This window comes from Methylomarinum sp. Ch1-1, from assembly GCF_030717995.2.
In the GTDB taxonomy this organism is placed as follows: domain Bacteria; phylum Pseudomonadota; class Gammaproteobacteria; order Methylococcales; family Methylomonadaceae; genus Methylomarinum; species Methylomarinum roseum.
Genome location: NZ_CP157743.1, coordinates 3,916,860 through 3,939,926 on the forward strand (window position 1 = coordinate 3,916,860; position 23,067 = coordinate 3,939,926).

Here is a 23,067-nt window from a genome sequence, read left to right on the forward strand (position 1 = left end):
GCTCCCGGACACTCCCTCGTCATTGGCTCACTTGAATTTGGAAGCCGCATTGGCTATGCCGGACCTGAGGTCATCCCAAACCTTATCCGCGGTTTGGTTGACCGCCGCCCAAGCCTTTGGTTTTCATGGAATTCCCGTTGTTATTGATAGGGACTGTCGGGCTGGCGCCGGTTTAAGTTCGATGTAACTATTCAGTATCTTTCGGGTTTTAGGCAGTAGGTCATTGATTTCTCGGGACGCGTGAATACTTCCCTGTAAGCTCTGACTGCAACGTCCTGTTGCAGACAGCCCGATAAATCAATAACCTACTCCCTCTTATAAAACTACGCTGAATAATTACAGTTCGATTAAGCCGATATCATCTGGCAAGAAACCCGTTTTGTGGTTAAGCACCCCGCTCATCTCTTCGCTATCTGGAAAATAATTTAACAGCAATATTTAGCATCGTCGGTACGGTAACGCACATAAAACCGCAGTCGCTGCCCTATAGGGATTGGTAAGCTGCAAGGCGCCGTCCCTCACAGTTTTCTAAGACCGGCTTGCCGGGGTAACGCACGGACTTCCCCTGAACCAAACATCATGTGCTACAATTTATTGACTGTATCCCATACGTTTAACCAGGAATTTTTCGTTGATCGCAACGATTGAACCGTTCGAACTTAACCTACAAATTCTGAGATTGCCGATGACGAGTCAGGATGCTAACAGACAAAACCTCCTTCTCAACTTACTGCCCGCAGCCGTTTACGAACGCCTTGCCCCTCATCTAGAAGAGGTCGCGCTACCGCTCGGAGAAGTCATTTACGAGTCCAGCGACATTTTGAGTCACGCCTATTTCCCGACAACCAACATCGTATCGTTGCTTTATGTCTTGGAAAATGGCGCGTCAGCCGAAATCGCCGTGGTCGGTAACGATGGCATGCTCGGCGTCGCCCTCTTCATGGGTGGCGAAACCATGCCTAATCGGGCCGTCGTGCAAAGCGCAGGCCACAGCTACCGACTGCGGAAGCATTTGCTGCTGAAGGAGTTCGACCGCTCCGGGGGACGCCGTACCGGCGCATTGAATAATTTGTTGCTGCGCTATTCCCAGGCGCTGATTACCCAGATGGCACAGACGGCGGTCTGCAATCGCCATCATTCGGTGGATCAGCAACTTTGTCGCTGGCTACTACTCAGCCTAGACCGACTCTCATCGAACGAGTTAGCCATGACCCAGGAACTGATCGCCAATATGCTGGGCGTGCGCCGCGAAGGCGTCACCGAGGCCGCCATAAAATTGCAGAAAGCGGGCTTGATTCATTATTGCCGAGGCCGTATCACGGTGCTGGATCGGCCGGGATTGGAAGCGCGCGTCTGCGAGTGTTACCGCGTGGTTAAAATGGAATTCGATCGTCTGCTCCCCCCCCCCCACCCTGACACAGGGGGCGACCGGGCGCACTCGGACAGTTTCCATGTCACCGATATATTCCTGGCCACTCAGGGCTACCTCATTAAATGAATGAGTGGCAAAACAGAAAATTAACAACAAATACGTCAGGCAGGATGATGATATGGACTCCTTTCCTTTACCAGGAGTCCGACATGAATTAAATAACCCGCCCCGCGTACACGGCCAATTTTGCCCCGGAGGCGGTTTTTGGCGGCTTGCTTCGCGAAGCCGCCCTACGGTGCGGGTAGGGTGTGCTGACGATAGGAAGCGCACCGGTTTTTGATGCGCTTCACGCTGTTCAACATCCGAAGGCAAGGCGGTGCTTTGCGTAGGAGCGCCGCCCTCGGCGCGAAAAGAGCCATTCGGCCCGAGGGCGGGCCTCCTACGGGCAGACTTTGGCGGAGCCGCGGCGCAAGTAGTCCGCATGTCGCTATGCGAAATTAGAAAACGCTATTCGGCTTGAAATAACTTTTCAAACTCCTCGGCAGACACCGGACTGGAAAACAGACAACCTTGTCCGTAATCACAACCCGCTTGCATCAGCAAATCGCGCTGCTCCGCCGTCTCTATCCCTTCGGCGATAACCTTCATGCCCAGCTTGTTGGCCATCAGGATCATCGCCTCGCATAACACCAAATCGGTGGAGTTCGCGGTCAGATTGCTGACAAAAGATTGATCGATTTTCAGGTAATCGATGTCGAACTTTTTCAGGTAGGAGAGTGACGAATAGCCGGTACCGAAGTCGTCGAGCGATACCTGTATGCCGGCGTCTTTGAATGCGAGCAATTTTTCCGAGACCATGGCCGAAGCATTCAGCAACAGCCCTTCGGTAATTTCCACCAAAATGGAATCACCCGACAAGTCGAGCTGTTGCAAGTAATCTAGCCAGTAGATCAGGCTGTCGCTGTTGCTGTAGAACTGTGCCGGGGATTTATTGATACTGATCTGAAAGTTCGGGCAGTGCTTGCTGCGCCACAGGGCTACTTGATGGGCCGCTTGATGGAACACCCAGTTGCCTATCTCAATAATCATGCCGGTATCTTCGGCGATGGGGATAAATTCCGCTGGACTGATCAGACCGCGCGTGGGATGCTGCCAGCGTATCAGCGCTTCGGCTTTTTGAATAACGCCTGTCGCCAATTCCACAATGGGTTGGTAAGCCAACCAGATTTGCTTATCGGCCAGTGCGTAGCGTAAATCATTGGTCAACCGCAAGCGATTCTCCGCCGATTCTTGCATGGCTGGCGTGAAGTAACAAAAACGGCTGCGTCCCTGTTGCTTGGCGGTATACATGGCCTGGTCGGCTTTCTTGAGCAATTCCTCCAGGTTGCCGGCATCATCCGGAAACAGTGCTATGCCGATACTGACCGACACACAGCAGCGTTCATTTTTCAATTGAAAGGGCGCCGTCATGGATTGCAGAATACACTGGGCGACACGATCGATACTACCGAGTCCATCCAGTTCGCTCATAATCAGGGTGAATTCATCGCCCCCCGGACGCGCCAGGGTATCGGTTCCGCGTATGCAGCTTTTCAAGCGTTCGGCGGCTTCCCTGAGCAGACAGTCCCCCGCATCGTGCCCCAAGGTATCGTTGACATCTTTGAAATAGTCAAGGTCGAGAAACATCAATGCTAATTTCTGATGCTCGCGCTGGGATTTGTTGACGGCCCGCTGCAACCGGTCAAGGAACAAACGCCGATTAGGCAGTTCGGTAAGAGGGTCGATATTTGCCTGTTTGCTAATGATTTCCTCCATCCGTTTTTTTTCAGTGATGTCGTAACCCATAGCCACTCGACGGATCGCCTCGCCGCTGTCACTGTAAAGCGTGCTGATGGATAACCTGACAAGGTATTCATCGCCGTTCTTACGCCGGTTCCATAGCTCGCCCTGCCAGTGGCCGGTATTTTTAAGCCTATCCCACAGTTCCCGGTAAAAGGCTTGATCATGACGTTCGGATTTAAGCAGAGAGGCCGGCCGGGCGATGGCTTCTTCCGCCGTGTAACCGGTCAACTGGGTGAAGGCCGGATTAACGGCCACAATTCGGTTATTGTCATCCGTCACCATCATGGCTTCTTCGAGCACCCGATATATGGCCGCCGCCAGTTGCAGTTCTTGTTCGCTGCGTTTCCGTTCACTGATATCCAAGACCGCCGCAAGACAACTTTGGCAAGTGGTATCGGCAGTCGCCTCGATGCTCACCCAGCGGACAATATCGCCAGCTTTTAGGATTATCTCACAGCGCAGGGGACCGTCACTCGCAAACACTTGTTCCAGAAAGCGCTTGAAAACAGGCCGATATTCGTTGGCTACGCTATCGGTAAAATGTTGCCCGGTCAGCCTAAATCGCTCGCTACCCAGCAGCAATCCGCCGCGGAAATTGGTCTGCCGAATGAGGCCGTCAGTCCCTAAAATAAAATAAGCGATCGGCGCAAATTCGAACAGATCGGCATAGCGTTCCAACGCCAGTTCAGCGGTCGCGCGCGCTTCCCGCAAGGCTTCGTTCTGCAGCTCCAGCTCAATCTTATGAACTTGCAATTCGTGCACCAGCCTGTTTGGGTCGATCGGCTTGTCCGGCGCGGCCTCCGGTTTGACGGCGAGCTTCCGTTCCGCACATTGTCGCAGTTCCTCCGCATTTTGATTAATGTCGGATGACTTGTTCATCGCCGCTTGCTCCTTAATTCCGCTTCCAGCTTTTTGGTCTCGGAGATGTCGATGAAGGTGATAACCACACCATCAATCAGGTTGTCCTGAGTACGATACGGCATGATGCGCACCTTGAACCAACGGTCATCGCGAGCCCTGACCTGTTTTTCCACAAATACCAGAGTCCGCAGTACTTCCTGTGCATCCTGTTGTAATTGCGGATAATCCAGGTCGGTGGAGATATCGGAAAGCGGACGGCCTACATCGCCCGCAATCAGCTTGAACAAATGGGTGATGGGACTGGTGAACCGCCGGATGTTGAGCGCGTCGTCCAGAAACACGGTGGCGATCTCCATGCTGTTGAGCAGATTATTCATATCATTGCTGACCCGCGACAGATCGTCTAATTTAGCCTGCAGTTCCGCATTCACGGTTTGCAGCTCCTCATTCAACGATTGCATCTCTTCCTTGGAGGTCGTCAATTCCTCATTAGAGGACTGCAATTCCTCGTTAGTCGATTGCAATTCTTCATTGGAAGATCTGAGTTCTTCCTGCGAGGTCTGCATTTCTTCGCGCAACGTTTGTATTTCTTCGTGAGCTTGTTGCAGTTCGACCTGCAACAATTTCTGTCCCGCATTCGAGGATTTACGGGAGGCTTTCCCGGCCGTTGGCATCGCCACATCGGTAAATACGACAAGCACTAAACCGCTCAACGCTTCGGGGTGAGCGATCGCCTGCACCGTAAGATCGATCGCTTGGGTTCCGCCGTCAGTGGCTACCGTCAAGCCGGGCAGATGAACGGCTTCTGCTTGTTGTTGGGCTTTCTTTAACGCGCCGGCGAGCTCATAGCGCAGGCCTTCGCGCGCCATCGCGTGAATATTCCAATTGGCTTTGCCGGCCGCCGGCTCCAGATATTTGCCGGTGCGGCCGTTGATGTAGAGAATATCGCCGGCGGCATTGACCAATACTGCGGCCGGTGAGAACTGTTGCAACAGTAGCTGGTCTGCCAACGTTTGCAAATTGTCGATAGCGTTGATTTTGTTGTTGGCTCGTTGAGCCATGGGCGCTGCTGGAAAATACTGGGTGGGAAAATCAACATCGGTCGAGAAAGTCTGATCAAGGTGCTGGTATAAGCGTGATTTGTTATCGATCACCTTAAACAAATGGCTAAAACCGTTAATCGTTTCGGCATTGCCGAGCAGCAGAATGCCGTGAGCAGTCAACGCATAGTGGAACAGCGGGATCAGTTTTTTCTGCAATTCATGACTCAGATAAATCAGCAGATTACGGCAGGAGAGGATGTCCAGTCTGGTAAATGGCGGATCCATGATGACGTTTTGAGTCGCAAAGAGCACCATCTCTCGAATTTCTTTGTTAATTCGGTAGCCGTCGCCATCGACGCTAAAGAAACGGTCAAGACGTTCAGCTGAAACATCGCCGGCAATGTTAGCCGGATAGAATCCTTGCCGAGCCTTCTCAATCGCATCCCGGTCAAGGTCAGTGGCAAAAATTTGCAAGGTAAACCGGTGTTTGAGTTGGCTTTGCGCCAATGCCTCCTTGAACACGATGGCCAATGAATAAGCCTCTTCTCCCGTCGAGCAAGCCGGAACCCAGGCCCGCAATGCCTTGCCGGCCGGATACTCTGCCAACAACGCAGGAATGGCGTCGGCCTTCAGGGTCTCCCATATAGCCTGGTCGCGAAAAAAATTAGTCACACCAATCAGCAGCTCCTTGAACAATAGCTCCAGTTCCTGGGAATTTTCGCCCAGATAGCGCGCGTATTTGGCAATGCTGCTGATTTGGTGCAGCCCCATGCGTCGTTCGATGCGGCGGCAAATGGTGCTCTTTTTGTAGAGTGAGAAGTCGTTGCCGGTTTGCTCCCGCAGCAGGATAACAATCTGCTCCAGAGCGCTTTGCGATTTAAGTTCCAGGATCGGTTCAGGGACGGCATGAACGCCCCTCGGATTGTGCTTGAGATAGGCCAATATCCGGGCCCACATTTCTTGCGGCGGCGCAATGATATCGGCCAGTCCGGCCTCGATCGCACTGCGCGGCATGGCATCGAATTGGGCGGAATCCGGGGATTGCACCAGCGCCAGGCCTGCGTTCTCCTTGATGGCGCGCAGACCTAAGGTTCCGTCGGAACCCATCCCGGAGAGGATCACGCCGATGGCTCGTTCGTGCTGGTCGTCGGCCAGTGCCCGGAAGAATGAATCAATCGGCAGATGCAACCCTCGTGGTGCGACCAGATCAAGCAGTTGAAGCTTGCCTTGCAGGATCGACAAATCTTTATTGGACGGAATCACATACACACAACCCGGCTTGACCTTACTGCGGTTGGCGGCCTGGGAGACCTTCATCGGCGTGGCGCGCTGCAACAATTCCGGCAGAATGCCTTGATGCGTGGGATCGAGGTGCTGAATGACGACAAAAGCCGTGCCGCTGTCTGCCGGGACAGGGGCAAAAAATTGTTCCAAAGCGTCCAGCCCTCCGGCCGACGCGCCTATGGCTATAATGGGGGGCGTGCCATCAACATTGATACATGCCTTGCTGGCCGGTGCAGGCTCGGACTTATTGCCGGTTGGCTTTAACGAAGACGAACTTGGCTTCGCAGGGTTGGATTTGTCCATTTTTTCAACGCGATCGGATTTTGATTAGATGGCTACACTGCTTTCACCACATTATTCCTATCCACAAACGGCAGGAATGAGAGCAGCCGCCTTAAGATATTTCTGACTCAATCCTCCGGCCTACCGCTACAAGGATAATAGCGGTAGGTGTGTCGAGGGTTGCTGTGAAAGTCGCGAAGCGACACACCGTAACCTCCTGTGCCCTTTGGGAGAGGGAACGGACACTTTCATTGGCTAGGGTGGCGCTCTAGCGCCATGATCGTTAGGTTAAAAGAAATAATGCGCTCCCAAGCCGACATATTCCACTTTATCATTATAAAACTGCCCACTCGGAGAGAAGCCGTTATAGTATTCCACAACAATCTGCAGCTTCCGGCCTAAAACTGTTGAATTTTCGAATTCAACACCGGCTCTGGCCGATACATCGGTATTCCATTTGTTTTCTTCAAAATTCTTGATATCGACCGCAGCAACCGGACGCATGGCGGCAAAGTCAATGCGCCAAGGACTTCGAAATTCAACGCCGTATTGCGTCGACCAAATCTTTAGATCCGAAGGCTCTCTGTGAAACAACCCGCCTCCACCGCCATAGATGCGCACACCGAAGGGAAGCTCATAAGACAGTCTCAGATCCAGGCCTTCGTAGCTAAGGTTCACGCGCTCGAATTTTGAGTCGATCTTGCGCAACAAAAATTCGTCGCCAAGATGTGAACTCTGATGGAAGATGCGGGCAAAAGCCGAAAATTGGCCTACACGCAGACTGGAATATAACGATGCAATAAAATCGGTATTGACCAGATCGGACGAAGAAGCGCCCAGATTGAAGTCGCTGAAGACCCCTGCCTGAAGCCCTGCTTCCCATTGCGCCGTCGATTGTCCTATGTTTGCTCGATAAAACGGGATGGTTTCACCGAAACTGACTGCGCCTATGTCCTTGCCATCAAAATTATTATTCTGGTGATTTCGGTAAGCGGCCGAGAAATGAGCCCAGCGCGGGTCCGCCAGTAACGGCTTGAAAAGATGGCCACTCGGTAGCAGTCCTGTCGGCAACATGATCGTCTCGGTTCCCGACACAGTCTCATCACCGGGAACCTGGAAAGCGCCTGAAGTGTCGTCCTTGGACTGTGTACGGGTTGCTTGAGATATTTTTACCGCATTCACCCCGGGAATTTCAGATAATAACTGTACGGCTTCGGCCTGTTCGGCGGCTTTCAGACTGCCAGACGGCAAAGTAATGACGCCATCCCGGACATTTAGTGGCGGCATATCAAGCTTTAAGCCATGTTTCAATACGCCGGCGGCATAACCGGCAATGTAAGCATCATCCTGAGCCGATGCATGAGCAAGAGCCACCGGCATCAGCATTATGGCCAGCGCAAACCTTAATCGACGATAGGCCATCATTCATTACTCCGCGAATCTACATTGACGATCAGATCGGTTGCCACCGATTTCACATTTTCCTGGCTTTTAGCAAGTTCTACGGCTCGGCCGATGCTTTGCTCGGAGTCCACGGTCCCGCTTAACTTGACGATGCCATCGACCGTAGTCACTTCTATTTGAAAAGCCTTGAGCAAAGGATCCGCTAAAAAAGCCGCCTTAACCTTTGCGGTAATCATCGAATCATCGATGTATGCTCCGGTCGTTTCAGCTTTTTCGCTTAACGCCTCCTTTGCACTTTCAAGTTCTTTTCCTGCGGCCTCTGTCGTTTGATCAATTTTTTCTCCGGCCTTTTCTAACCCTTCTCTAGAGGCGTCGGCCGATTCATCGATGTATTCGCCGGCTTCGCTGGTCTTCTGATCCAATGACTCCTTTGCCGCATCAATTTTCTGACTGGCCTTTTCAGTCGCACGATCGATTTTTTTTCCAGCTTTTTCTGCTGTTCCTTCTTCTTGTTGTTGGCAACCCGCCAGCCCGAGCGTAGCGGATAAAAAGCCGATCACGAGTACTCTCTCTGCTAATTTATTTTGTTTGCAATCATTCGTCGTTTTCATGGTTTATCCCTTGGTGTTGAGTTGTTAAAAGCGCACCAAATGACAAATTGGCGCTTACGGCAGTAAAAAGGCCAGAGACAAGAATCTACGCTGAGTCGTGCACAAACTGTTAGGAATTTTAACGACATGCCACGATGCGGTCTGTTCGGTATCGTACACAAAGCCTTAAGCCGTGGATATTCGTGCCGCGACTGGTTGGCATATAAACCCGCAATGTAAAGCTGGTTTTCATAGATGGCGCTCAACAAGTTCCAGCCCGTTTTCCGGTATTGGTGTCTCCCCGGCATAGCCGGGGGATTACTCATTATTTGTTAAATCCTCATCAGTCGTCAAGCCAGATCAATTCGATACGGCGGTTTGCTGATCGGCCCGATTCGGTATGGTTGTCGGCAATGGGTCGGGTTTCACCGTAGCCTTTCGCAATTAGCTTGTTGGTTACACCTTTCCTTTTAAGATAATCAACAACGGATGCCGAACGCCGCTCCGACAGCCTCATATTGTAGTCGTCGGAGCCTTCGCTGCTGGCGTGGCCCTGGACTTCAATATCGTTTTTCTGAGGATAGGCGACAAGGTTTTCCGCAACACCCTCCAGAATGCCCAAGGCCGTCGGCGTCAACTCGGCCGAATCATATTTGAAATTGACACCCTTTAGCACCAGCCTGACGATGCAACCGTCGGCGTCAACAGTGGCATCTTTGAGGGTTCCAGGGCATTGATCCAGACAGTCGTTTACACCGTCGGCATCCGAATCCAGGGTGGAACAAGCGGCAACCGGGACTGGTGCGGTAAAGCTCTCAACCTTTGCTAGGCGTTTCGGCTTGTCACCGAACGGAATCACAAAACCCACGTTAACCGTCATGTCATGAAATTCGTCTGTACCGGGTTGTACGTGAGCATTGAGATTGTTATTGTAACGATAACGGACATCACTGCGGAGCAGGAAGTTGTCGTGAAGCTCATAGGTAAAACCCACACCGGCTTCGCCAATCAAGCCCGCACCGCAGTTAGCGGAAGCACAACTGTTCATGCCCCCTATGCCGACGACAGTATAGGGAGAAAATTTATCGCGGAAGAAGTAATACTGGACATCCGCCGTACCGCCAGTCAAGCTCCAGGGGCCGTTAGTACCGCCGAAGTCTTGATAAAATCCCCTCAGCTCGACATTGAAATGTTGATCGATGATCTTACCTAAGCCCATCCCGCCTCCCCAGCCGTCGCTTGCTTTACGATCGCCGCCGGTTTTGATGAATGAAGCAAAAGGCGCTATATACCAACGATCATCTTGAATTTGATCGGCGGCCTGGGCCATCGGCAAGGAACTGACGCTAGTTAACGAGGCAATAGCGAATAACATTTTTTTCAGCATAATATTTTCCTTACTCAAGTAATAAAAAATTGGGAATCCATAAAACACATGACATTGCCGCCATATCCAAATAACTTGCAGCCGATTCGCAGCAGCGTTGTTAAAAACTCTCAAGCCGTAGCTTAATAACAACATTAGTGGGTCGTCTGTGCGTCACCGTACATTGCCGTCTTGCAAAACAAAATACTGCATAATTTTTTCTAATAGACGATCAGTTCATCGCGCATCAGGTATTCGCCATGATCCAATCATGCCAAGGAACAGCTCCCCTTCTCATCGTATACAGGACTCCTTCCGCCCGCCATTATGTACGCTACCGAACCGACTGCGACGTGTTTTACGGCTAAAGTGTTTTCAGGGATTTAAGACAACTGTCAGTCTCGCCCCGACGTTTGTTTGTTGGCCGTGATGAATTGCCGGTCTTTAGTCTCTCTTGATTTCTTTAGCTGAAAGTTGCTGTCAAATGGTGAGTACTTGGCAAGGAATAAGAGTTTTCAGGAACAAATCCCGATCTTTGGTCGAATTTTAGTCAGCTTTTCTTTTTTGTAAATAAAATCTAATCCAAATAGACCGTTTATCCCGAAGTATCGGAAGGTTTCACGGCCTAATGGAATTAGTGCTTAACTGGAGATTTTGTTATGAAACACCTTATTAGATTACTTTCCGCATTCTGTTTGGCCCTGACGTTAATGACTGCCGCAGGTTGCGCATCGACGCAAAAGCACGAGGGAACCGGCGAATACGTTGACGACAGCGTCATCACCACCAAGGTCAAGGCGCAGTTATTGAATGAGCCCAACCTGAGTTCTGCCCAGATCAATGTTGAAACCTTCAAGGGCGTGGTTCAATTGAGCGGATTCGTGAACTCTCAGGCCGGTATAGACAGAGCGGTCGAAATCGCTCGCGACGTCGCCGGCGTGAAGTCGGTCAAGAATGCCATGCGTCTCAGATAGTCGAGGAATCTCTCATTGAAAGAGTAGGCAAAGTATCCAATTCGGCAGCGAGAGACAACCCCGATCCTTAGCGAAAACCGTTTCGGCCGGTATGCCGGCATCGCCATGATCATCGCTTTGATCGCAGGCTGTTTCGTCATGCTGCGCCCTTTTCTCTCGGCCATCTTATGGGCCCTGATTCTGTCCTTTCTACCTGGCCGATCTTCCATTGGGTCGAACGAATCGTTGCGGGAAGAAGAGGGCTCGCTGCCGGGATAATGGTATTGCTGGTGACGGCCGTGCTGAGTGAGAGTGAGAATACGACATGAACCTAATATGGGATGGGATTGAGCGGCGTAAGTCACTAAGAGCAAAGGCTGAGGCCCTAGTTGCAAGTTTGTCTACCGAAGAAATTAAGACCAAACCGGCCGAAATGCTGCTACATGAACTACTGGTACACAAGATCGAGCTGGAGATGCAGCACGAGGAGTTGCAAAGTGCCCACAACGCATTGCAAGAAGCGCGAGATCACTATAGGGATCTTTATGAATTCGCTCCGGTCGGCTACCTCACCATCACCCAGGAAGACCTGATTAGCGAAATTAACCTGACAGGGGCTGCATTGCTGGGTGATGAACGCACCAAACTGATCAATCTTCGTTTCTCGACGTTTGTCGCTCCCCAGGACAGCGACCATTGGTATAGCCTGTTACCAACCATGATGGAATCTGCCAACTCTGGAAAACAAGCCTTCGCTCTGGTGATGAAACGCTCCGATGGCTCCCAGTTTCATGCCCATCTTGATTGCCTGCGCAGGGAATCTTCGGACGCACCGCCGATGTTGCGAGTCGCGATGACCGATATCAGCAAAGGCAATCTGGCAAAGAAGAATTAAGCTAACGCTGCTATCGCATATCGCCAAAGCGACAGCGCACCGCCACCAAGAAATTTTTTCCTGTCATTTTTTAACCGAGCGTATCCAGGCGGATTGCCTGGCGGCGAAGATATTCGGTCTTGGGCCCACAAATTCGCGTAGGGCGGCTTCGCGAAGCAAGCCGCCAAAACCCGCCACCGTGGCAAAATTGGCATTGTGCGTATCCAGGCGGATTGCCTGGCGGCGAATCCACCCTACGGTTGCGATGCCAATGTAAGCAATGTAGGGCGGCTTCGTGTAGGGTGGCTTCGCGAAGCAAGCCACCAAAACCCACCATCGCGGGCAAAATTGGCATTGTGCGTATCAGGCGGATTGCCTGGCGGCGAATCCACCCTACGGCTGCGATGCCAATGTAAGCAATGTAGGGCGGCTTCGTGTAGGGTGGCTTCGCGAAGCAAGCCGCCAAAACCCCGCCACCGGAGGCAAAATTGGCGTTGTGCGTATCAAAGGCGGATTGCCTGGCGGCGAATCCACCCATTGATCATCGGTGAAGGTCTTGAAGAAACGGCATGAAGGCCGCGCCCTATGTAGGGCGCAGCCAAACAAGAAGAGAGATAGGAGGAGAAAAACTATTTGTTTCTATATGCGGAATTACTGGAATCTTCGGCAATCAGTTGGGCTGCCCTGTCATATTTGTCACTCTCTGAATTTTTTACCATGAAAATAGCACCGGCAAAGAACACGATACCAATAACGATATAGAGCCAAAAATTGTCTTTTTCTTGTACTTCACTCATTGTATTTTCCTTACTGTTGTTTAGTAAAAATGCTGAATTAGCTTCAACGGCAATAACTATACAATAAGTAAGGTTATGGCTTTTGACCTAGATCAAAAAATGTTTACTATCCAACTAAGGATTTTGCTAATCATAACTTCCCGATAAGGTTCCCATGCCGTGAGGGAACCCTATCAGGAACTCTAGGGCATCCCGAACCGCAGAGCGGCTGCCGTTTCGTAGGTTGGATTGAGCGATAGCGAAGCCCAACATTTCCGGCGCGCCTCAATATGTTGGGCTTCATTTTATTCAGCCCAACCTACACAAACTCAAAGCCGGACGGAGTTTGCAACCTATATGTCATAAGGCCATTGATGGGTTTCGCGTTGCCCTACCTCCTGCATCCTTGCCGTCGCCCCACCCTACATAAGAATTAGTGTTTACTAACCTATACGGTATCGATACAAACTGTTTTACCAGCGCTCCACCCGATAACCCCGGCTTTTCAATTGCTCGATGACGCCTTCGTTCGCCACCAGATGCAAGGCGCCGACCAAGACAAGCTCCGTTTCCGGGGTCGCCAATAACGCTTCAATTTTCGGCATCCAACTGTTGTTACGTTCAACCAGCAATGAATCATATAAAGATGGGAATTCCTCTCGCATCGGCACGATCCCGATTTCCTCTAACTTATCCATATCGCCGTTACGCCAAGCCCTCTTCATGTCGTTCATCATCACCGGCAATTCGCTCAATTCCTGGAGGGTGCTTAGGATCATCTCATCTTCCTGACCCTTGCCCATGTCGGCAATGATCTTCATCTGCAATTCGACCGACTCCAGCTCCCCCAGTCTTTTACCGTCCTGCAAGGCTTTGGCGTGAAAATAATGGTCCACGCCGGTATCGCCCATGCCTAAGCGCTGCAGCTCGGCCATGGTCAAGGTAATCACCAACATCGGCGGCTTGAAGCGTTCTAATGCCGCCATCGACAAGTTGATCGACGAAACATAGTCAACGAGCTTACGATAGGTCTCCGGACGCAAGTCGTCTTGCAGCGATCGACCCTCTGGATACATGACTTGTTGCAATAATCGCTGCTGGGCCTCGGGTTGGGCCATCGCCGCCAAATCGGTTTCCAGTATCACTAGGTCGGCTTGCCGATAGGCTTGCTCAAACTCCTCCGGCAACGGATAATCTTGTCTGCTCAACACATGGATGGTGCCGCCAATGAACAATTCGGAATGGCCGTCGCTGACTTTCCAAACGGAACTGTCCGCCCAACCCTGTATAGGCAACAACAGCCATAGTAAAATCAATTTTCGCATCATTTAAACCTTGTCTTCGATGAATAATATACAAACCATTCCGCTACAGAATCTGGCATTTATCTTGATACCGGTGCTGGCAGTACTCGTCATCCTGTTCAAATGGGGCCAGGGCGCCGGCCACGCCAGCTACGCGATACTCAGGATGCTGGTGCAGTTGCTGCTGATCGGTTATGTATTGAACTATCTTTTTGCCTCGAATTCGGCGCCGGTCACGCTGTTAATCTTAGCGGTGATGATTATTTTTTCCAGCTGGATAGCGCTCGGCACGGTAAAATCGATGCGAAATAAGTTGTTGTGGAAAGCGATGCTGGCGGTGCTGACGGGGGGAGGACTGACCTTGTGGATGGTTGTTCAGCCGGTGTTGGAATTGCATCCCTGGCATCAACCTCGCTTTGTGATCCCGCTAGCCGGTATGATATTCGCCAGCGCTATGAACAGCATCAGCCTGGCCGCAGACCGTTTTCAGGCGGACAAGCTGAATGGCGCAGCCTATGCCGAAGCAAGAAACCGCGCCCTTCATACCGCGATGATCCCGACCATTAACGGCCTGTTGGCGGTTGGTCTGGTCTCATTGCCGGGGATGATGACCGGACAGATTCTGTCCGGCGTTTCACCTTTTATCGCCGCCCGATATCAGATCATGGTCATGACGATGATCTTTGCCGCTTCGGGCTTATCGGCGGCGTGTTTTCTATCCCTGTTAAAAACGAATGAACGGAATTAATGCTGATGTCCACCTTCGCCATGAATATGGCCATGAGCCACCTCTTCTTCGGTCGCCTCTCTGACATCCATCACTTCGACATCGAAGGTCAACGATTCTCCGGCCAGCGGATGATTGCCGTCGATCGTCACTTCGTCGCCCTCGATATGAACGACGGTGATGATACCGGGACCATGACTGACTTCGGCTTGAAATTGCATGCCGACTTCCACCGGCATCCCTTCGAACAAGTCTTTGGAAACAACTTGAATCATCTCCGCGCGTTTTTCGCCATAAGCATCTTCCGGTTCAATGGTGACATTAAACTTATCGCCGGCGTTTTTTCCGCTTAACGCATCTTCCAGACCGGAGATGATATTTCCGGCCCCGTGCAGATAAACCAGAGGTTCCGCCCCCATGGAACTATCCAGTGTCTCGCCGCCGGCATTGGTTAGAGTATAATGTATGGACACCGCCATATTGTCTGAAATTTGCATGTAACAACCTTAATGCTTTACTAAAAACTCACTATCATATAACTTTTTAGCACAAATTAACATGTCGCGTTGGAGACCCCCCCGCCCAAAATCGTCCCCCTATATCACTCCGGAAGGCTATCAACAGCTGGAGTCGGAGCTGAAACAACTTTGGGAAAAACGCAAGGATGTGACCGCCGCGTTAGCGGCAGCCGCTGCCGAAGGCGATCGCTCGGAAAACGCCGAGTACATTTATCGGAAAAAAGAATTGCGCGGTATAGACCGGCGCATCCGTTATTTGCAAAAGCGGCTACCGTCATTGACCATCGTGTCGGAGAAACCGGGCAATCGCGAACAGATTTTCTTTGGCGCCTGGGTCACGCTGGAAAAAATGGATGGCTCCGAAGTCACCTATCGCATCGTCGGTCCCGATGAGATAGAACCGGGGAAAGGCTATATCAGCCTCGACTCGCCGTTGGCCCGGGCCTTGCTGAAGAAAACCGTTGACGATGAAATCGTCATCCGCAATGAATTGCAGGAAAGCCGTTATTACGTGACCGAGATTGAATACCGCTGACGGCTTGGGATTGATCGTAGCGTCGAATCCCTTTTGGCGGCATCCAGGTGGATTGCCTGGCGGCGAATCCACCCTACGACTTGCCTTCGGATGTGCTTCACAGCGTGAAGCGCATCAAAAATGGTGCGCTTCCTCACGTCAGCACACCCTACCCGCACCGGTAGGGCGGATCAAGCGCAGCGGATCCGCCATCGTAGGGCGGCTTCGCGAAGCAAGCCGCCAAAACCCGCCACCGGGGAAAAATTGGCCGTTGTGCGTATCCAGGTGGATTGCCTGGCGGCGAATCCACCCTACGGGAAATCATCTGCCAACCCCGCCTCCGGGGGCAAAATTGGTGTTGTGCGAATCCCTACATTGTTGTTGAATTGACCTCTCAAGAAACCAGCTTCAAGCCGGGCGGCAATGCTTCGCCGAAGATCTGTTTCTCTTCCTGTTCATCCAATTCCTTGAACTCTTCGACCATGCCGACCCAGGAAGACGGCGCCTTGCTCGCTTTCAGTTTGTCGATGACTTTTTGCCGCATGGCATCGTCAATATCGCGCGCCCTGTCGCCGCTCATCCTGGCGATCATCGTTGCGGCAAAGCCCGCCTGGGGCACTTTCTTCCAATCGACGGTCAATACTTGTTCCAGCCATAACTGCACGACATCGGCCGGCACGACATTATGGCTGCCGCCATGAAACGGCACCCGCGAGCCGATGCGGCCGACCGCCCACCAGGTCTGATTCGGTTCGCTAGCCTTGCGCAGCCTTTTCAGCAGCCACTCGCCCAGCTCGATCTTCTTGTCGACCGGTAAGCGTTCCAATACGCCGGCCAGCCGCACCATATCGTCGTAACCGCGAATTTTGATTTGTTTTGCGACCCCGGCTTGTCTGGCCGCCGCCGGATTCAGGAATTTGGCGATATCGCCGAGCAAGCGCTGTTGAGCCTCGCCATCGAGCCCCCCCGCGATACGGCGCCATAATGTCCACCACTCCGTCCAGTTTTGCCGTTCGTTGACAAATTGTATGCCGTGCGGATAGCTTTTCCACAATTGTTCGACGCGCCAGTCATCGAGCGGATAACCGAATCCCGGCCGCAGGCAGAAACCGATCAGACTCAGCCAGACCCGTTCATGATTTTCCGATCGACGCCGGTTCTTCATGCCTTCCAACAAGGTCTCGAACAACGCCCGCAATAGCGGCGTATCCCACTCGGCGCGCCCCATGCCCAGCACTTTCTCCAGATCGGCGCGCAGGCTTTTAACCGACTTGGGATTAACCCGCTTAGATTTCGAGCCGAACACTTGCTGAATTTTATCGACAGCCTCGTCGAACTGGGCAGGCAGCTGAGCGGATGTCGACGGCGTCAGGCCTTTCTTGCGGATCTGGAATTCGACGTCCCAACGCCGGCTTTCATCGTTGACCGAGACGCATTGAATGTTCAGCGTACCCACCTCGGTATGGCTGACGGCCAGCTGCACGATCACTTCACCCTTGTCTTCCCCCTCAAAGGCGACGGCTAACGGCGGCAACGAATGAAAACGCTCATCCGTCACCTCGGTCAACTCGCCTGGCTGAAAGTCGCCGTCGCCGCTGCAGGAAACCAGATGAAAACGCACCGGCTGGCCGACGCGCAAGGCGAATTGTTGTTGGGTCAAACGGATTTCATTGCCCTCTTCGCTGCCTTTAGGCAGGATGCAAACCCCTTGCTGTTGTCCCGCCTCGCTCTCGACCAGCAGGAAATAACTGCGCGCGGCTCCCCCGCCGATACGGACCTTTTTATCGCGTCGCGCCAATGCATAACTGACCGCGCCATAAGCCACCGCCAGTTCGGGATGCTTGTTTTCCAACAGTCGCGGCGCCTTATCACGCCACTTGTTCAGCAAATCGATCACCCGCTGGGTAATGGTTTTGCTGCGAAACACCCCGCCGTTCAACAACAAGGCGTCCGGCACGATGCTGTCTTGGCCCAAGGCTTCCTGGGCCGCCTGGCTGTGCGAGCGCAGGAACGCGGCGATATGCTTGCTGATCGCCGGCTCCGCCGCATAAGGCAAGCCGAACTCGACGACCCCGCTGCGTTTTTTATCCGGCAACTCGTCCAGGCCAGACAACGGAAAAAAACCGTCCAATGCGATTTTCCTGACCTCATCTCTGCCCAGGGATGCCGTCCGGCTGCCGCCGATCAAACGCGAACCGCCGCCCAACAGCGTGACATTGACCTGCTCTGGCGCATCATCGGCCAACAATCGTTCCTTGGCGATGCGGCATTGTTCGATCAATTGGGAAAAGTCGGCGGCGGACAATTTGCTGTCGCCGCGATGCAGACGGCTCTCGGCCAGATGCGCCAAGGCCAGATCGATGTTGTCCCCGCCCAGCATCAAATGATCGCCGACACCGATCCGGGTCAGTTTCGGTTCGTCGCGCCCCGGCTCGACCTTGATCAAGGTCAAATCGGTGGTGCCGCCGCCGACATCGCAGACCAACAATAAATGCACCTCGGCCAATGCCTGCTTGATGTTGCCGGCGTGACGCCGCAGCCAGTCATAGCAAACCGCCTGCGGTTCCTCGAGCAGGCGGATATTGGACAAACCGGCAATTCTGGCCGCTTCCAGCGTCAGCGAGCGGGCCGCCTCGTCGAATGAAGCCGGAACGGTGATGACGATATCCTGCTGCTCCAGCGGCGCGTCCGGAAACTGATGTCTCCACACGCTGCGGACATGGCTTAGATAGCTGGCGCTGGCGTCCAACGGCGACACCTTGGCGACCTCATCGGAGCCGCCCCAGGGCAGTATCTCGGCCTCATGATCGACCGAAGGGTGGGAAAGCCAGCTTTTGGCGCTGGTCACCAAACGACCCAGGGATTTCGCCCCCAGCACCCTGGCCGCTTCACCGATCACCGCCTGTTCGCCAGCCGGCGAGAAGCGGGTATCGACCTCGCTCAACTCGCCCTCGACCGGATGATAACGCACCGAAGGCAGCAAGGACCGCGAGGCCACCTGCCCCGGCGCCACCAACTGCGCGATTTCGAAGATACGAATGTCTTGCGTGGCTTGGTCGGCGTGAGCGTAGGCCACCGCGGTATGGGTGGTGCCTAGATCGATGCCGACCAGATATTGAGCTTGTTTGTTCACGGTTAATTTTAGTTAGCGTATACGGATTAAACAAAGCCGGACGGAGTTTGCAGCTCCGTCCGCAACCTATATGTCGTAGGTCAATGATGTAGCGCAGCGGAATCCAGGCTATCACGATATCCCCCCCGCATTCCGCAAGGCTTCATGCGGGCTACTGGCTTGCCGTTATGCACAAGGATGTCGTAGATTGAGCTGAGGCTTGCAAAGCTTAACATTTCCGGCGCGCCTACATTTGTTGGGCTTCATTTTATTCAGCCCAACCTACACAAATTTACGACATCCCGCAAAAAGCTAGCGAAATTTATAAATCAAGGCGCCGATGACGACGATCGCCACGACGGCCCAGCCCAACCGGTCCATGTAGCGGCGCAACCCCGATTCCAATTTCTCGCCGCCTGCTGCGATCAATAACGCGACCAGAAAAAAACGCCCCCCCCGTCCGACCATCGATGCCAACACAAATGGCGGAAACAGCATTTGCAAGGCGCCGGCGGCTATCGTAAACACCTTGTAAGGTATCGGCGAAAATCCCGCGACGAACACGGCCCAGACCCCCCATTGCTGAAACCAGGCTTCGGCCAACTGGTATTTTTCCCAGTAGCGGCTCTGCTGCAGCCAAGGCGCGATGCTGTCGAACATGAAATAGCCGATGGCATAACCCAGCATGCCGCCCAACACCGAGGCCACCGTCGTCAACAACGCCAAGCGCCAGGCCTTTTTCGGCTGGGACAGCGACATCGGCGCCAACATCACATCCGGTGGAATCGGGAAAAAGGAGGATTCGGCAAAACTGAGCGCGGCCAAATATTTACTGGCGTGACGATGCCTGGACCAGTGCAAAGCCTTGTCATATAACTTCTGAAACATTCTTATCCCTTCCCCGACAGAAACGGCACGAAACTGACCCGCTCCATGACTTCATCTTCAAAACCTTGGCCGGTGCGAGTCACCCGATGCAATTCCTGGACACTTTCCTTGCCGACCGGGATCACCATGACCCCGCCTGGCGCCATTTGCTGCAACAAGGTTTCCGGAATTTCCTGTGGCGCGGCCGCCGCCAGAATGCCATCGAATGGCGCATACTCCGGCCATCCCCAACCGCCGTCACTGTGACGAAAACTGACATTTTTCAATTTCAGTTCCCACAAATGATCCTTGGCCTTTTTTAACAGCGGTTCAAGCCGCTCCACCGTATATACCTTGTCGACCATCTGGGCCAAAATCGCGGTCTGATAGCCGCAGCCGGTGCCGATTTCCAACACCTTGTGCAAAGGCCCCTTTTCCAGCAGCAACTCCGTCATTCTGGCGACGATATAAGGCTGGGAAATGGTCTGATTATGACCAATCGGCAGGGCCGTATCTTCATAGGAACGACTGGCCAAGGCCTCGTCGACGAAAATATGCCGAGGCGTGTCGATCATCACGTTCAACACACGGTTATCGCGTATGCCTTGCTCCTGCAAGCGTTTGGCCATGCGCTCGCGGGTCCTGCGCGAGGTCATGCCGATACCGAGTAGACGTTGGCTCATGCGTCATCCTCCCGCTCCAGCCAATGGCCTATCATGTCCATGCGCTCATAACGGGTTAAATCCAATTGCAATGGAGTCACCGAAACATAACCGTTTTTAACGGCAAAAAAATCGGTGCCGGGTCCGGCGTCCTGTTCGCTGCCTGGGGGCCCCACCCAGAAAATCTCCCGCCCTCTCGGGTCGCTGGAGCGGATGATCGGCTCGGCGCGGTGCCGCTGACCCAGCCGGGTCGATTGATAACCTTGCAAGTCGGCAATGGCTATGTCCGGCACATTGACGTTCAATAACGTGTCTTGCGGCAACGGATGATTGATGATCTTCTTCATCAAGGTCACGGCGACATGGCCGGCGGTATCGAAATGTTTAGGGTTACCGGACGCCAGCGAAATGGCGACGGCCGGCAAGCCCAGAAAACGTCCTTCCGTCGCCGCCGCCACGGTGCCCGAATAGAGGACATCATCGCCCAGATTAGCGCCATGATTGATGCCGGCGAAAACCATGTCCGGTTCCTGCTCCAATAGACCGGTAATGGCGAGATGAACGCAATCGGTCGGCGTTCCGTCGACGCGAATAAAGCCATTCTCGGAATCAATAGCGCGTAACGGCATTTCCAGAGTCAGCGAGTTACTGGCCGCGCTGCGATTCTTGTCGGGCGCAACCACCGATATATCGGCATAGCAGGCTAATGACTCAGCCAGCGTAGCCAATCCCTGTGCCAGGTAACCGTCGTCATTACTTATTAATATGTGCATGCTGCTCTAAAACACTATAAAATCAGCCATATTAGCAAAAATTTCGGCAAAAAATCAGCTGGCGTGACAAAAAAAATACTTTCCGCAGAAGATTCTGCATTATTCAGGCAAACAATTGGCAAGGTCATTGCAGTAAAAAAGGAAAACGTGGCGTTAAAACCGGCCCGGAAACCCCGTCCGCGGCCTCTATCGCAAACCTTCGAGCGAGACAATCCATTAGAAAAGGTGATCGACACGGCGTTAGAAACGCTAAGCCATGAAGACAAACTCAGCTTCATCGCCCCCGGTCTGCAAAAAAACGTGTTAAAAAAGCTGCGTAAAGGCTATTACGGTCTAGATGCCGATATCGACCTGCATGGCCTGAGCAGCCAAGTGGCGAAACAACATTTACTGAATTTTCTTCACCATTGCGTCGAAGATGGCTGTCGCTGTGTGCATATCATACACGGCAAGGGCTATCGATCGCCGGAGCATCATCCGGTGCTGAAAAACGATGTCAACCTGTGGCTACGCCAGCACAAAGACGTACTGGCGTTTTGCTCGACGCCGCCTAAAGACGGCGGCACCGGCGCGGTGTTCGTGCTATTGAAGCTATCGGAGAAATACGGCGAACAGGACGGCGCCGAGTATTAGCCGGTAATAAACGAAGGGCAGCATGCCGATCTTTTCCAGCAGCTTTAAAAACCAGCCGATGGTTAAATAAGCCACCACGGCGGAAACGCTTGCGCCGACGACGATCAGATCCCATTGCACCGGCTCGCTGCTTTGCGCCAAATCAATGACGTGCAACAGGCCGGCCAGCGCAATGACCGGGATCGACAACAGGAACGAGAAGCGCGCCGCCTGCTCCCTGCGCAATCCGGTGAGCAAACCGGCGGTAATGGTGATGCCGGAACGCGATGTGCCCGGTATCAAGGCGATCGCCTGAAACAGGCCGACGATAATCGCATCGAGCAAGGTGACTTCGCTGCGTTGTTCTCGCGCCCATTTTTCCGCGACCCATAATAATAAGGCGAAAACAATCGTGGCCCCGGCGATCACCAGCGGTGAACGCAGCGCCTCCTTCAGAGGATCGGGCAAAGAAATCCCGACGAGACCGACCGGAATCGTCCCCAATATGACGTACCAGGCCAGCTTCGCATCTTCGGTCAAGCCTCGTCCTAGCAAGGAGCCTAGCCAATCATTGATGATGCGATAGAGGTCGTGACGATAAAACGCCACCACCGCGGTCAAGGTGCCGACATGCACCGCGACATCGAAAACCAAGCCCTGATCTTCCCAACCGGAAATCACCGGCAGCAAGATCAGATGAGCCGAGCTGGAAATCGGCAAAAATTCGGTTAACCCTTGTAATACGGCGAGCGCTAGCGCTTGAATAATATCCATGATTTGATTGTCAGCCAATAAAAATTAGCCGACAATTGTATCGCTAGTCGGGACGACGTTCTAATAAACTTGCAGCGCCGAGCTACAGTTGACAGGCAATCCGCCTGGATACGAACAACACCACATTGCTCCTTTGGCGATTTTTGGCGGCTTGCTTCGCGAAGCCGCCCTACGATGCGCTGATGTGCTGATGAGAGGAAGCGCACCGGTTTTTGATGCGTTTCACGCTGTTCAGCACTGAGCAGGCCGGGGTTTGTAACCCCGGCCTGAATCTTTCAAGCCTATGCCAAACTAAAAACCGAAACGTTCGGGGAAAAACCGAAACGTTCGGGGCGGGTTGAATAACCCGCCCCGCTCAGGGTTTTTGGCGGCTTGCTTCGCGAAGCCGCCCTACGATGCGCTGGTGTGCTGACGAGAGGAAGCGCACCGGTTTTTGATGCGCTTCACGCTGTTCAACATCCGAAGGCAAGACGGTGCTTTGCGTAGGAGCGCCGCCCTCGGCGCGAAAAGAGCCATTCGGCCCGAGGGCGGGCCTCCTACGGGCAGACTTTGGCGGA

General features: G+C 53.1%; 19 protein-coding genes. 6 read left to right on the forward strand and 13 right to left on the reverse strand.

The features are described from left to right. The first annotated feature begins 685 nt into the window (after positions 1-685). A complete protein-coding gene (locus Q9L42_RS17870; protein WP_349432768.1) occupies positions 686-1,498 on the forward strand; it encodes a Crp/Fnr family transcriptional regulator in 813 nt (270 codons plus the stop codon). A gap of 381 nt (positions 1,499-1,879) precedes the next feature. Here Q9L42_RS17870 and Q9L42_RS17875 read toward each other — a convergent pair whose 3' ends face one another. The 5 genes from Q9L42_RS17875 to Q9L42_RS17895 form a co-directional block, all read right to left on the reverse strand. After that, positions 1,880-4,093 carry a putative bifunctional diguanylate cyclase/phosphodiesterase gene (locus Q9L42_RS17875; protein ID WP_349431531.1) on the reverse strand — a complete coding sequence of 738 codons (2,214 nt, stop codon included), beginning with the start codon at positions 4,091-4,093 and terminating at the stop codon, positions 1,880-1,882. Then, positions 4,090-6,705, reverse strand: a complete 2,616-nt coding sequence (locus tag Q9L42_RS17880; RefSeq protein WP_349431532.1) for a chemotaxis protein CheB — start codon at positions 6,703-6,705, stop codon at positions 4,090-4,092. The genes Q9L42_RS17875 and Q9L42_RS17880 overlap by 4 nt, the downstream gene beginning before the upstream one ends. Before the next feature lie 267 nt (positions 6,706-6,972). Then, positions 6,973-8,109 (reverse strand): DUF1207 domain-containing protein, encoded by a 1,137-nt coding sequence (locus tag Q9L42_RS17885; protein WP_305907063.1) that lies wholly within the window; start codon positions 8,107-8,109, stop codon positions 6,973-6,975. Then, the gene (locus tag Q9L42_RS17890; RefSeq protein ID WP_349431533.1) at positions 8,106-8,699 is read right to left on the reverse strand and encodes a BON domain-containing protein; all 594 of its coding nucleotides are present in this window, start codon (positions 8,697-8,699) and stop codon (positions 8,106-8,108) included. Before Q9L42_RS17890 ends, Q9L42_RS17885 begins: the two co-directional genes overlap by 4 nt. Positions 8,700-9,021: 322 nt before the next feature. Beyond that, positions 9,022-10,065: an OmpA family protein gene (locus Q9L42_RS17895; protein ID WP_305910151.1), complete on the reverse strand. Its 1,044-nt coding sequence runs from the start codon at positions 10,063-10,065 to the stop codon at positions 9,022-9,024. A gap of 638 nt (positions 10,066-10,703) precedes the next feature. On the opposite strand from Q9L42_RS17895, the gene Q9L42_RS17900 reads away from it, so the two are divergent. Continuing rightward, positions 10,704-11,018 carry a BON domain-containing protein gene (locus tag Q9L42_RS17900; RefSeq protein ID WP_349431534.1) on the forward strand — a complete coding sequence of 105 codons (315 nt, stop codon included), beginning with the start codon at positions 10,704-10,706 and terminating at the stop codon, positions 11,016-11,018. Between the two features lie 304 nt (positions 11,019-11,322). Then, entirely contained in the window at positions 11,323-11,892 is a 570-nt protein-coding gene (locus tag Q9L42_RS17905) for a PAS domain-containing protein (protein WP_349431535.1), read from the forward strand. Between the two features lie 608 nt (positions 11,893-12,500). Here the strand turns inward: Q9L42_RS17905 and Q9L42_RS17910 are convergent. Both Q9L42_RS17910 and Q9L42_RS17915 read right to left on the reverse strand, forming a co-directional pair. After that, on the reverse strand, positions 12,501-12,668 hold the full coding sequence (locus Q9L42_RS17910) for a hypothetical protein (RefSeq protein ID WP_305907059.1): 168 nt from the start codon (positions 12,666-12,668) through the stop codon (positions 12,501-12,503). Positions 12,669-13,120: 452 nt separating this feature from the next. After that, positions 13,121-13,972 (reverse strand): TraB/GumN family protein, encoded by an 852-nt coding sequence (locus Q9L42_RS17915; RefSeq protein ID WP_349431536.1) that lies wholly within the window; start codon positions 13,970-13,972, stop codon positions 13,121-13,123. 19 nt (positions 13,973-13,991) lie between these two features. Between Q9L42_RS17915 and Q9L42_RS17920 the strand changes: the two genes are divergently transcribed. Next, positions 13,992-14,699 (forward strand): ABC transporter permease, encoded by a 708-nt coding sequence (locus Q9L42_RS17920; protein ID WP_349431537.1) that lies wholly within the window; start codon positions 13,992-13,994, stop codon positions 14,697-14,699. Here the strand turns inward: Q9L42_RS17920 and Q9L42_RS17925 are convergent. After that, positions 14,696-15,175 (reverse strand): FKBP-type peptidyl-prolyl cis-trans isomerase, encoded by a 480-nt coding sequence (locus tag Q9L42_RS17925; protein ID WP_305907055.1) that lies wholly within the window; start codon positions 15,173-15,175, stop codon positions 14,696-14,698. The two genes, Q9L42_RS17920 and Q9L42_RS17925, sit on opposite strands and share 4 nt — an antisense overlap. 61 nt (positions 15,176-15,236) lie before the next feature. Here Q9L42_RS17925 and greB point away from each other — a divergent pair, with 61 nt between their 5' ends. Further along, a complete protein-coding gene (gene greB, locus Q9L42_RS17930; RefSeq protein ID WP_349431538.1) occupies positions 15,237-15,731 on the forward strand; it encodes a transcription elongation factor GreB in 495 nt (164 codons plus the stop codon). 373 nt (positions 15,732-16,104) lie between these two features. On the opposite strand, the gene Q9L42_RS17935 is transcribed toward greB, so the two are convergent. The 4 genes from Q9L42_RS17935 to surE all read right to left on the reverse strand — a co-directional run bounded on the left by Q9L42_RS17935 (position 16,105) and on the right by surE (position 21,124). Beyond that, complete coding sequence (locus Q9L42_RS17935) at positions 16,105-18,843, reverse strand: Hsp70 family protein (RefSeq protein ID WP_349431539.1); 2,739 nt, start codon at positions 18,841-18,843, stop codon at positions 16,105-16,107. A gap of 291 nt (positions 18,844-19,134) precedes the next feature. After that, positions 19,135-19,710: a YqaA family protein gene (locus Q9L42_RS17940; protein ID WP_349431540.1), complete on the reverse strand. Its 576-nt coding sequence runs from the start codon at positions 19,708-19,710 to the stop codon at positions 19,135-19,137. Between the two features lie 2 nt (positions 19,711-19,712). Beyond that, entirely contained in the window at positions 19,713-20,372 is a 660-nt protein-coding gene (locus Q9L42_RS17945; RefSeq protein WP_305907052.1) for a protein-L-isoaspartate(D-aspartate) O-methyltransferase, read from the reverse strand. After that, positions 20,369-21,124 carry a 5'/3'-nucleotidase SurE gene (surE, locus tag Q9L42_RS17950; RefSeq protein WP_305907051.1) on the reverse strand — a complete coding sequence of 252 codons (756 nt, stop codon included), beginning with the start codon at positions 21,122-21,124 and terminating at the stop codon, positions 20,369-20,371. The genes Q9L42_RS17945 and surE overlap by 4 nt, the downstream gene beginning before the upstream one ends. 63 nt (positions 21,125-21,187) lie before the next feature. On the opposite strand from surE, the gene Q9L42_RS17955 reads away from it, so the two are divergent. After that, positions 21,188-21,757, forward strand: coding sequence for a Smr/MutS family protein (locus Q9L42_RS17955; RefSeq protein ID WP_349431541.1), 570 nt, complete (start codon positions 21,188-21,190; stop codon positions 21,755-21,757). On the opposite strand, the gene Q9L42_RS17960 is transcribed toward Q9L42_RS17955, so the two are convergent. Then, on the reverse strand, positions 21,716-22,510 hold the full coding sequence (locus Q9L42_RS17960; protein WP_305907050.1) for an undecaprenyl-diphosphate phosphatase: 795 nt from the start codon (positions 22,508-22,510) through the stop codon (positions 21,716-21,718). The genes Q9L42_RS17955 and Q9L42_RS17960 overlap by 42 nt on opposite strands. Positions 22,511-23,067 lie beyond the last annotated feature (557 nt).